Genomic DNA, 10,462 nt, shown 5'->3' on the forward strand with positions numbered 1-10,462 from the left:
AATGATACCTGCGCAGACAGTCATGGGGCTTGACGGCTGCAAGGCTGGCTGGGTCGGCGTGTTGCTCGACCCCGAAGGCCGCACGCCGCCGCGCGTGCAGCTCTTTGCGACACTTCGCGAAGCGCTGGAGACCCCCGAAAACCCGGCCATCATCGCGATCGACATTCCCATCGGCTTTGAAACTTCGCCCAGCGGCGCTGGCAGGGAATGTGAGCGCCTCGCCCGGAAAATCCTCAAGGGCCGCGCCTCCAGCGTCTTTTCCTCGCCCTTGCGCGGAACGCTTGCCGCCCGCACCCATGCCGAGGCCATCGCCCTGAACCGGGCTGCGGGCGGACCCGGCCTCTCCGCGCAGAGCTTTGGACTGTTTGCCAAGCTGCGCGAGGTGGATGCGGTAATGACGCCTGCCCTTTCGGCGCGCGTTTTCGAGACCCATCCCGAGGCAGGCTTTGCCCGTCTGAATGGCGCGGCCCTCACCCATGGCAAGAAAACCGCTGAAGGCCGGGCCGAGCGCCTTGCCCTGCTGGCCCGCCATGGCGTTTCGAATGATGTTCTCGATCCGCACCCCTATCCCAGGACCCGTTGCGCCCCGGACGATGTGCTGGATGCGGCCATGTGCGCGGTGACCGCCTTGCGGATACTGCGCAGGCAGGCGGAAAGTCTTCCCGAAGACCCGCCAGTGGATGCGCGCGGCCTTCCCATGCGCATCGTGCTCTAAGCGCGCTTGATTGCCGGGACCGGGCGCGCTACCCGCTTTATTCATGAGCATTACCATACACGGACAGGTCGCCCCCGGCTTCGAAGCCGTCGCCGACGCCATGAAGGCCAATTTTGCCGAAGGCAACGAGATTGGCGCAGCTTTCACCCTTTTTGAGAAAGGTGAAAAGCGCGTCGATATCTGGGCCGGGCACGCCGACCGTGCGCGCACAAAAGACTGGCAGGAAGACACGCTCGTTCCGGTCTTCTCCACTGGCAAGGCGATCACGGCTCTCGTCGCGGCCTGGGCGGTCGATCAGGGCTGGCTCTCCTATGAAACGCCGCTTGCCGACATCTGGCCGGAGTTTTCCGCAAACGGAAAATCGGCCGTCACGTTTGGTGATGCGCTATCGCATCAGGCAGGTCTTCCCGGCTTTCCAGAACCCATGGAGCCGTCCGACTGGTTCGACCGGGACCTGATCGAGGACCGCCTGGCCGACATGGCGCCGATGTGGCCCCACGGGGAGGGCAGTGGCTATCATCCGATCACATTCGGCTTCCTCGTGGACGCGGCCTTGCGGCGCGCAGGCCCGGATGGGCGCACGACAGGCGGCCTGTTGCGCGAGATCATTGCAGGTCCGCGCGGCATCGATGTGCATATCGGCCTGCCCGAAGCCGAACATGTCCGCGCCGCTGAACACGTCCTGCCACCGCGCCCGCCCCATCTGGGCAAGATGAACGCCGAAAAGCAGGCCGCCTTCCTGAAAGCCTGGTCATCACCCGGACGGCGCGGCGCTGCCGAATGGCGTTCCGCGGAGTTCCCCGCTGCCAACACCCATGCCACGGCGCGCGGCCTTGCCGAGCTTATGGGCGCGTTTGCCAACACGGGCATGCTGGGCGGGGAAAGGCTGGTAAGCCCGGACGTGATCGCCGAGGCCATGGCAATCCGGGTTGCCGGAGAGGACAGGGTTCTTCCCTTCGACATCGCCTTTGGCGCAGGCATGAAATTGAACCGCGATTCCGGCTGGTTCGGTCCTGAACCAGCCACTGTCGGCCATTACGGGTTTGGCGGCTCCTGCGCGTTTGCCGATCCCGTGACCGGTTTCTCCGGTGCCTATGTGATGAACCGGCAGATGGATGTGCTGGTGGGTGATCCGCGTGCCATCCGCCTGATCGAGGCCGCCTATCAGTAGGGCGTGATGCCCTTGGCCTGCGTGCGCATGGCAGGCGCGACACCGCTCTGGCCCTTGCGCGCGAGATAGTCGTCGATGGCCCAGCGTACCGACGGGAAGGCAAGCTCCCCCTCGGGCAGCGCATCAGGCGCAAAGAAGGCAACCTCCAGGCTCTCCGGCCCGGCGGCTATCTCCGGCTTGGCCAGGCGTGCGCGGAAGAATATCTGCACCTGCGAGATGCGCGGCACTGAATAGACCCCGATCAGATCCTCGATGGTGATGTCGGCCAGCGCTTCCTCATGCGCCTCGCGGCGGGCGGCATCTTCGACACTCTCGCCCTGCTCCATGAAGCCGGCGGGCAGCGTCCAGAAGCCTGCGCGCGGCTCGATGGCGCGCCTGCACAGCAATATCTCGCCAGCATCATTCACCACCACCGATCCGGCCACGATTTTCGGATTCACATAATCGATGAAACCGCAGGTGCGGCATACATTGCGCGTGCGGTTATCGCCCTCGGGAATGACCGCCTCGAAATCTGCGGGCCGCTTTGCCATTACGCCTGTCTCCTTCTCGCCTGCCGGTCTCACCATGCCTCGTTCCGTATCAGGACGGAAATGACATTGAACCGTGACATTTTCGATGTAGGCTGCCCGAAGATCAGACTTCGGATAAAGGGGATCACATGGGCGACAAGGGCCAATTCGATCTGGCTGCGTCACCGGGACAGCTCCTCCACCGCGCCCAGCAGGTCGCGGCCGAACGCTTTGCCAGTGCCACCGGCGGGGTGGAGATCACCCAGCGCCAGTTCGCTGTTCTGAGCGCCCTTGCCGAGGCGGACGGGCAGACCCAGACCCAGCTTGTCCAGCGCACCGGGATTGACCGCTCGACCCTCGCCGAGCTTGTCAGCCGCATGGCAACGCGCGGCCTTGTCGCGCGCGAGAAGGCACCGGGCGATGCCCGCGCCAATGCGGTGAAAATGACGGAGGCCGGTCAGGCCCTCTACAAGACCGCCGTCGACGGAGCGACCGCCGCTGACGAGGCCATACTGTCTGCGCTCGCCAAGAACAAGCGGGCGAATTTCGTCGATGCGCTGGTGCGCATAGCCGGCGCGCTTGATCCGGAAACGGCAGAAAAGGCGAAGGACAAGGCGGCCAAGAAGGACGCCAAGGACAAGGACAAGAAGAAAAAGAAGAAAAAGAAGAAGTAGGCGCTAGCGCGCGCCCGCCGCTGCGTCCGGCGACTCTTCTGCGTCTTCCAGCACCGTCCGCCAGACTGGCTCCAGCCGCTGCTGCCAGATTTCCGGCGTTATCGCCCCGCGCCAGCGCGCCCGGATGACGCCCTCTCCATCAATGATGAAGGTTTCCGGTGCGCCGGTAACACCCAGCTCCAGCGCGGCGCGGCGCTCGTGATCGGCGGCAAGCGCCGTGAACGGATCGCCAAGCTCTGCAAGGAAAGCGCGCGCATTCTCCGGCCTGTCGGCATAGGTGATGCCGTGAATGGTGACGCCGTCCCCGGCCAGCTCCATCAGGAGCGGATGCTCGATCCGGCAGGGCGCACACCAGCTTGCCCAGAAATTCAGAAGATAGGGGCCGTCTGCCGTCACGGGATCATAGGCGGCAAATCCCTCACCGAAATCCGTTACCGGCAGGTCGGGCAGTTCGCGGCCCACCATAGGATCGCCCGGCGTGCCTTCGGGTCGGCCGGTCAGTGCGATGGCAAAGACCACCAGCAGAACGGCGATGGACGCCAGAGGCGCCCATATGACGAGCCGGTTCACGGGCGCGGCCCCTCACTGGCCTCTGCGAGCGCGCGCCAGTGCTCTGCCTTGCGCCGCTGACGGCGGGCGAGCCAGATCACAAAGGCCAGCCCGCCAAGCGACAGCGCATAGGTGCTCCACACCCAGACGGCATGCCCACCCATGTCCAGAAACTCGGCCATCACGCGCCTCCCGGTGCGCTGGCACGCAAGGACTGACGCACCCGCGCCTCATAGCGGCGGGCAAGGCTCATATTGCGCACCATCATCAGAACAACAGCCGTCATCAGCGCGGTAAAAGCCAGCGCCATGACAAGCAGCGGCCAGAGCTGGCTCGCATGAACGGTCGGCCCATCCAGCCGGATGACGCTGGCGGGCTGGTGCAGCGTGTTCCACCAGTCGACCGAGAACTTGATGATCGGCAGGTTGATGAGGCCTGCCATGGCCAGAATGGCGCCTGCCCGTGCCGCAAGGCGCTCATCCTCGATGGCGGCACGCAGGGCCATGTATCCGAGATAGAGCAGGAACAGGACCAGCATCGAGGTCAGGCGCGCATCCCATTCCCACCACGTGCCCCACATGGGCCGGCCCCAGATCGAGCCGGTGGCGAGGGTGAGAAAGGCGAAGACCGCCCCCACTGGCGCGAGTGCCTGCGCCGCGAGGTCGGCAATGTTGTGCCGCCAGATGAAGTAGACAAAGCTCGCTCCGCCAAGGCCGGCATAGGCGGCCATGGAAAGCCAGGCCGACGGCACATGGACATACATGATGCGCACCGTGTCGCCTTGCTGGTAGTCCGGGGGCGAGAATACGAGCGCCCAGGGCAGGCCGACAGCAAACAGGATCAGCGCCGCCCAGCCGAACCACGGCACGAGCCTCGCGGCAAGACGCTCGAAGCGTTCAGGATTGGCAAAGGCGCTCCACATGGCGTCCCACCTAGACATTGAGGCGTTGTTCCGCAAGCGGACGCAGCGCCGCACCTTTTCCCTGCTTCTACTCCAGCCGCCCTTTCAGGGCTGCGGCCATGCCGAACGGTGCCAGAGCGAGTGCGGCAAGGCTCCACGCTGCTGCCAGCATCAGATTGGCACCGGCAAGCCCGGTCCCCTCCAGCGCCGCACGCCCTGCTCCGGCCACGAAGATCAGAAGCGGCACCTGCAAGGGCGCAGCGATGAGCGCGATCAGCAGGCCCGCGCGAGACAGGCCTGCCGCCAGCGATCCGGCAAATCCGGCACCCAGCGCCAGTCCCGGCACGGCGATCACCAGCCCGCCCGCGAGTATGCCGGCGCTCGCCGCGTCCATCCCGTAGGCGAGGGCGGCGATGAAGCCGATGAAGGGCGCGGGCCAGAGCACGCCGAGCGCAAAGGCTGCTGCCTTGATGAGGGCCAGCCCTGTCAGGCTGACCTTTGAAAGCGCATAAAGCTCCAGCGTGCCGTCCGTCAGGTCATCGGCGAAGATGCGCTCGGCCCCTTGCAGGCTTGCCAGCAAGGCCGCGAAGACGACAACGCCCGGCGCGGCGGCGCGCAAAACTTCCATGTCCGGCCCGACGCCTAGCGGAACCAGCGCCAATGCCGCCAGCATGAAGGCAGCAGGCCCGGCCGGTCCGCCCCCGCCGGCAAGGGCAAGGCGCAATTCGCGCCGGAAGAGAGTGACAAGCGCGCTCAAAGGCTCGTCTCCCCGGAACCCATGTCCAGCGTGCGCACGTCCGGCCAGCCAAGTTCGGCATGAGTGGCCGCAATGATCATCCCGCCTTCGGCGCGAAACTGCGCTGCCAGCCCGGCGAGCAGGCCGCGCGAACGTGTGTCCAGCGGAGCGGCAGGCTCGTCCATCAGCCACAGGCCGCATGGACCGGAAAGCATCAGGCGCGCGAGGGCTGTGCGCCGTTTCTGACCGGCTGAGAGATGCTGGCAGCGCGTCAGCAGGAGCGGGCGCAGATCCAGCGCATCAGCCACGCCGGAAATCGCGCCGGTATGCGCATCTCCGGCCAGACGGCTCCAGAATTGCAGCGCGTCCAGCACGGTCTCGGAGCCTTTCAGCCCGTCTGCATGACCCAGATAATTCACTTTCGGAACGTCGATTGCGCCGGCATCGGGCCGGACGAGGCCCGCCAGCGCGCGCAGGAGCGTGGTCTTGCCCGAACCGTTCGAGCCGGTCAGCACCAGCGCCTCGCCGGGCTGCAGGGTGAAGGAAAGATCGCGCACCAGAACGCGCCCGCCCCGTGAAAGGGTAAGGCCCTCCACACGCGCTTCACTCGCCATGACGCTGCCGGACATGCTCATCCCCGTGGCCCTAGCGCAATATTGCCGGGCACGGAATGGGGCATTATCGCCGATGCAGCGGTGAAATAGCGCCCCGGTCCATTGCAGCGCAGGGGAAGCAGGGCTAAAAGGCGCGCCAAAGGCGGTTCGAAGGCCGGAAAACGCATCAGATGCGCAACCCGCTGGAAACCGTCTTCCTGCAGCCTCGCAGGCCGGCCAGCGGAGATGTCCCTCACCTCCCGCCCAAACCGGCCAGGCAGACCCGCGATAAGGATGTGACATGGCTTCTCTGGACAGCTTCAAGTGCCGCCGCGAAATGACCGTCGACGGCAAGTCTTACATGTATTTCGACCTGAAGGAGGCCGAGAAGAACGGCCTGGAGGGCGCCTCCAGGCTGCCCTACACGCTGAAAGTGCTTCTGGAGAACCTTCTGCGCTTCGAAGACGGCTCCACCGTCACCAAGGCTGACATCGAAGCTGTCGCCGCCTGGACCAGGACCGGCAAATCCTCCCACGAGATCCAGTACCGCCCGGCGCGCGTGCTGATGCAGGACTTTACCGGCGTTCCCGCCGTTGTGGACCTCGCAGCCATGCGCGATGCCACCAAGGCACTCGGCGGCGACCCCAAGAGCGTCAATCCGCTGGTTCCGGTCGATCTCGTCATCGACCACTCGGTCATGGTCGACGTGTTCGGCACGGCCGACAGCTTCAAGCGCAATGTGGAACGCGAATACGAGCGTAATGGCGAGCGCTACAAATTCCTCAAATGGGGCGCGAGCGCGTTTGACAATTTCCGCGTCGTCCCGCCGGGCACCGGCATCTGCCACCAGGTCAACCTCGAATACCTGGCCCAGACCGTCTGGACCAAGGAAGAAGACGGCGTCACCTACGCCTTCCCCGATACGCTTGTCGGCACGGACAGCCACACCACCATGGTCAACGGCATGGCGGTTCTCGGCTGGGGCGTGGGCGGCATCGAGGCAGAAGCGGCCATGCTCGGCCAGCCTGTCTCCATGCTGATCCCGGAAGTCATCGGCTTCAAGCTCACCGGCAAGCTGCCTGAAGGCGCGACGGCGACCGACCTGGTGCTCATGGTCGTGCAGATGCTGCGCAAGAAGGGCGTGGTCGGCAAGTTCGTGGAATTCTACGGCGAAGGCATCGACAATCTGTCGCTGGAAGACGCCGCCACCATCGCCAACATGGCACCCGAATACGGCGCGACCTGCGGCTTCTTCCCGGTCGACAACGAGACCATCGGCTATCTCGCCGCGACGGGCCGCGATGCCTCGCGCGTCAAGCTGGTGGAGCAATACTCCAAGGTGCAGGGCATGTTCCGCCCCGACCGCAAGGATGAGCCGGTCTATACCGACACGCTCCACCTCGACCTTGCCTCTGTCGAGCCGTCGCTTGCCGGGCCGAAGCGCCCGCAGGACCGCGTGGCCCTGAGAGATGCTGCGGACGAGTTTGCCAAGACGCTGGACGCCGAGTTCAAGAAGCTGGAAGACGGCGCCCGTCAGGTGCGCGTGGAAGGCGAGCAGTACTCGGTCGGGCATGGCAGCGTCGTGATCGCGGCCATCACCTCGTGCACGAACACTTCCAACCCGTCCGTGATGCTGGGTGCGGGCCTTGTCGCCCGCAATGCGGTCAAGCGCGGCCTGAAGGTCCAGCCCTGGGTGAAGACCTCGCTGGCGCCGGGCTCGCAGGTCGTCACCGACTATCTGCTCCGTGCAGGCCTGCAGGATGATCTCGATGCGCTCGGCTTCAACCTTGTCGGCTATGGCTGCACGACCTGTATCGGCAATTCCGGCCCGCTGCCGGAAAAGATCTCCAAGGCGATTGCCGAAGGTGATCTGGTGGCCTGCTCGGTCCTGTCGGGCAACCGCAATTTCGAAGGCCGTGTGAACCCGGACGTGCGCGCGAACTATCTCGCCAGCCCGCCTCTGGTAGTCGCCTACGCCCTTGCCGGCACGATGAACATCAACCTGACCGAAGACCCGATCGGGTATGACGACAATAACGAGCCGGTCTATCTGAAGGATATCTGGCCCACCTCTGCCGAGATTGCCGAAGTCGTGCGCTCGGCCGTGACGCCGGACATGTTTGCCAGCCGCTATGCCGACGTCTTCAAGGGCGACGAATACTGGCAGGGCATCGAGAGCGGTTCGGGCCTGACCTATGACTGGCCGGACTCAACCTATGTTGCCAATCCGCCCTTCTTCACCGGCATGACGACCGATGTCACGCCGCCGGCGGATGTGAAAGACGCCCGCATTCTGGGCCTGTTCGGCGATTCCATCACGACCGACCACATCTCGCCCGCCGGTTCGATCAAGGCCGCCAGCCCCGCCGGGCGCTGGCTCCAGACGCACGGCGTCGAGCCTCTCGACTTCAACTCCTACGGTGCGCGCCGGGGCCATCACGACGTGATGATGCGCGGCACGTTCGCCAATATCCGCATCAAGAACCAGATGGTTCCCGGTGTCGAAGGCGGCGTGACGATCCACCATCCGTCCAGCGAGCAGATGTCCATCTATGATGCGGCAATGAAGTACGCCGAGGAGAGCCGTCCGCTCGTCGTCTTCGGCGGCAAGGAATACGGCACCGGCTCCTCTCGCGACTGGGCGGCCAAGGGCACGCGCCTTCTTGGCGTGCGCGCGGTCATCACCGAGAGCTTCGAGCGTATTCACCGGTCCAACCTGATTGGCATGGGCGTTCTGCCGCTCGTCTTCAAGGACGGGCAGAGCTGGTCCTCGCTGGGGCTCAAGGGGGATGAGACGGTGACGCTGGACGGCGTATCGGCGATCACGCCGCGCGCCGACGTTAAGGCGGTCATCACCTCTTCAGACGGTACGCAGAAATCGGTGACGCTTCGCGCGGCCATCGATACCGAGAACGAGCTCGACTACTTCAGGAATGGCGGCATCCTTCACTACGTCCTGCGCCAGCGCGCCGCGGCGTAGGGGGATTTCTACTCAGCATTGTCGTGGTTTCTCCCCCCGTTCACGGGGGGAGTGGCCCGGAGGGCCGAGGGGGGGATAGTCCCAAACAAGCTCCCCCCTCCGTCAGCTTCGCTGACACCTCCCCCGTGAACGGGGGAGGAAACCGGGTACATCGGAATGAACATCAAAAAACCCCGGACGTTTCTGTCCGGGGTTTTTCATGTCTGCCTGTATCAGCTGGCAATCAGAAACGCGCGGTCAGCCCGATCAGGAGCGCCTGCGACTGCACACTGCTATCGGCCACGTCCTGGATACCCACGAAGGGCTGCCAGCCTTCGTTCAGGACCAGTTCTGCGCCCAGATCGATGAAGCGGTTCAGGTGCAGCTCCGCGCTCAGCACGTGCTGATAGACAGCATCGAACTCGGTGTCGTCCGGCCCCAGGATCGAGCCGGAAAACACCGCCGCCAGGGTCGCATCATGGCCGGCAACCTCAGTCCGGTAGCGGCCCATCACGCTCAGCGCGGACAGATTGCGGGTGCCGGCAAAAGGCTGGCCGGTATCGTTATTGTAGGACACCGCCACCCAGGGCCGCGTGGTCTGGGTATACTCGACCGCCAGATCAAAGCGCGCGGTGGTGTATTCCGCCGCTACATCCCAAAGCCCCACCCGCTCGGCGATATAGACGCGCGGCGGGCGCGGCGCGTTGGGCGGACCGAACCGGTCGATTGCCTGAAAGGTGTGGGCGGTGAAGTTATTGTTGTAGATCGTATCGTGCAGATAGCTCGCCGACACCCGCAAGGCACGCGAGTCATCGAAGCGGAACACGCGCTCGGCTTTCAGGGCGAAGTTCGAGCCAAGGCCACCCGTACGATCAAGCGTCTGGCCGGTACGCAGCATCCGGTCGCCGCTTGCCAGTGTCGCCGAGACGCGCCAGTCATCGCCGATATAGCCGAGTTCCAGCACCGGCTCATCGGCAAGCGCCCAGAAGAAGTGCTGGTTGATCGTGTGAGTGAAGGGGTTGTAGCCGGTCTGCTCTCCGAAATCGATCGTCTTGCGGCCATAGGCCAGATAGCCGCCAAACACATCGAGATTGCCCAGCACAGCATAGTACTCACGGGCCTGAACCTGGTTCTGGTCGCCCGAGAAGGTCACTTCCGAATACTCGTATTGCAGATAGCCGGTCAGCCACTCGCCAGCCGTCGCGGTTAAGGCGATGCCGGCAGCATTGACGACAAAATCATCGTTGCGCGTGCCAGAGCCATGCTGGTTCGGGAAGCGGTTGAGGATCGGAAACTTGCCCGCAGAATCGGTCCACTCGAAGAAATGGGCGGCCTTGAAATACCCGCTGATCGTCAGCGTGTTGGTGTCAATCACGCCGGCACGCCGGGAGCGCAGCAGCCAGGGCGCATCGCCGGTCACAAACTCCTGCGTGTCGGTCATGGCAAGGCTGACGGCTGGGTTCACCCGAACATACTGGCCCAAAGGTGAGTAGACCGGTCGGTCCGGGCCAGAGACCTGACCATGGCTCATGCCCCCGATAGCGGCCGCCATCACCGCCCCGGCAAGTAAACGTTTCATTATATGGATTAACTCCCGCTGATGCCGGCCCCTCCCGGCGGGACGGTTTCATAAAGCAAGTGACCTGCCGGTC

Annotated in this window: 11 protein-coding genes; 4 read left to right on the forward strand and 7 right to left on the reverse strand. The window is 64.5% G+C overall.

From position 1 onward, the window contains the following. Position 1: 1 nt before the first annotated feature. Complete coding sequence (locus ACTS2Z_RS10160; protein WP_442573100.1) at positions 2–715, forward strand: DUF429 domain-containing protein; 714 nt, start codon at positions 2–4, stop codon at positions 713–715. Between the two features lie 43 nt (positions 716–758). Then, the gene (locus tag ACTS2Z_RS10165) at positions 759–1,886 is read left to right on the forward strand and encodes a serine hydrolase domain-containing protein (RefSeq protein ID WP_442573101.1); all 1,128 of its coding nucleotides are present in this window, start codon (positions 759–761) and stop codon (positions 1,884–1,886) included. Here the strand turns inward: ACTS2Z_RS10165 and ACTS2Z_RS10170 are convergent. Next, positions 1,880–2,455, reverse strand: a complete 576-nt coding sequence (locus tag ACTS2Z_RS10170; RefSeq protein WP_442573102.1) for an NUDIX domain-containing protein — start codon at positions 2,453–2,455, stop codon at positions 1,880–1,882. The two genes, ACTS2Z_RS10165 and ACTS2Z_RS10170, sit on opposite strands and share 7 nt — an antisense overlap. Before the next feature lie 92 nt (positions 2,456–2,547). Between ACTS2Z_RS10170 and ACTS2Z_RS10175 the strand changes: the two genes are divergently transcribed. After that, a complete protein-coding gene (locus tag ACTS2Z_RS10175; protein WP_442573103.1) occupies positions 2,548–3,072 on the forward strand; it encodes a MarR family winged helix-turn-helix transcriptional regulator in 525 nt (174 codons plus the stop codon). Between the two features lie 3 nt (positions 3,073–3,075). Here the strand turns inward: ACTS2Z_RS10175 and ACTS2Z_RS10180 are convergent, their stop codons facing one another. From ACTS2Z_RS10180 to ccmA, 5 genes are read right to left on the reverse strand one after another with little or no spacing between them, the layout of a single operon-like run. After that, a complete protein-coding gene (locus ACTS2Z_RS10180; protein WP_442573104.1) occupies positions 3,076–3,642 on the reverse strand; it encodes a DsbE family thiol:disulfide interchange protein in 567 nt (188 codons plus the stop codon). Next, positions 3,639–3,803, reverse strand: coding sequence for a heme exporter protein CcmD (ccmD, locus tag ACTS2Z_RS10185; protein ID WP_442573105.1), 165 nt, complete (start codon positions 3,801–3,803; stop codon positions 3,639–3,641). Before ccmD ends, ACTS2Z_RS10180 begins: the two co-directional genes overlap by 4 nt. Then, positions 3,803–4,561, reverse strand: coding sequence for a heme ABC transporter permease (locus ACTS2Z_RS10190; protein ID WP_442573106.1), 759 nt, complete (start codon positions 4,559–4,561; stop codon positions 3,803–3,805). Before ACTS2Z_RS10190 ends, ccmD begins: the two co-directional genes overlap by 1 nt. 49 nt (positions 4,562–4,610) lie before the next feature. Then, positions 4,611–5,279 (reverse strand): heme exporter protein CcmB, encoded by a 669-nt coding sequence (locus tag ACTS2Z_RS10195; RefSeq protein ID WP_442573107.1) that lies wholly within the window; start codon positions 5,277–5,279, stop codon positions 4,611–4,613. Continuing rightward, a complete protein-coding gene (gene ccmA / locus ACTS2Z_RS10200; RefSeq protein ID WP_442573108.1) occupies positions 5,276–5,887 on the reverse strand; it encodes a heme ABC exporter ATP-binding protein CcmA in 612 nt (203 codons plus the stop codon). The genes ACTS2Z_RS10195 and ccmA overlap by 4 nt, the downstream gene beginning before the upstream one ends. Positions 5,888–6,152: 265 nt before the next feature. Between ccmA and acnA the strand changes: the two genes are divergently transcribed. After that, complete coding sequence (acnA, locus tag ACTS2Z_RS10205) at positions 6,153–8,831, forward strand: aconitate hydratase AcnA (protein WP_442573109.1); 2,679 nt, start codon at positions 6,153–6,155, stop codon at positions 8,829–8,831. Between the two features lie 223 nt (positions 8,832–9,054). On the opposite strand, the gene ACTS2Z_RS10210 is transcribed toward acnA, so the two are convergent. Further along, positions 9,055–10,389 (reverse strand): hypothetical protein, encoded by a 1,335-nt coding sequence (locus ACTS2Z_RS10210; RefSeq protein WP_442573110.1) that lies wholly within the window; start codon positions 10,387–10,389, stop codon positions 9,055–9,057. Positions 10,390–10,462: the final 73 nt, after the last annotated feature.

Origin of the sequence: Glycocaulis sp., assembly GCF_052168375.1 — a bacterium.
Classification (GTDB): Bacteria; Pseudomonadota; Alphaproteobacteria; order Caulobacterales; family Maricaulaceae; genus Glycocaulis.

Bases quoted from the DNA above. Each gene is read 5' to 3' on its own strand.
- ccmD (WP_442573105.1), bottom strand. From the start codon at position 3,803: ATGGCCGAGTTTCTGGACATGGGTGGGCATGCCGTCTGGGTGTGGAGC.
- ACTS2Z_RS10175 (WP_442573103.1), top strand. From the start codon at position 2,548: ATGGGCGACAAGGGCCAATTCGATCTGGCTGCGTCACCGGGACAGCTC.
- ACTS2Z_RS10210 (WP_442573110.1), bottom strand. From the start codon at position 10,389: ATGAAACGTTTACTTGCCGGGGCGGTGATGGCGGCCGCTATCGGGGGC.
- ACTS2Z_RS10190 (WP_442573106.1), bottom strand. From the start codon at position 4,561: ATGTCTAGGTGGGACGCCATGTGGAGCGCCTTTGCCAATCCTGAACGC.
- ACTS2Z_RS10160 (WP_442573100.1), top strand. From the start codon at position 2: ATGATACCTGCGCAGACAGTCATGGGGCTTGACGGCTGCAAGGCTGGC.
- ccmA (WP_442573108.1), bottom strand. From the start codon at position 5,887: ATGTCCGGCAGCGTCATGGCGAGTGAAGCGCGTGTGGAGGGCCTTACC.
- ACTS2Z_RS10170 (WP_442573102.1), bottom strand. From the start codon at position 2,455: ATGGTGAGACCGGCAGGCGAGAAGGAGACAGGCGTAATGGCAAAGCGG.
- acnA (WP_442573109.1), top strand. From the start codon at position 6,153: ATGGCTTCTCTGGACAGCTTCAAGTGCCGCCGCGAAATGACCGTCGAC.
- ACTS2Z_RS10165 (WP_442573101.1), top strand. From the start codon at position 759: ATGAGCATTACCATACACGGACAGGTCGCCCCCGGCTTCGAAGCCGTC.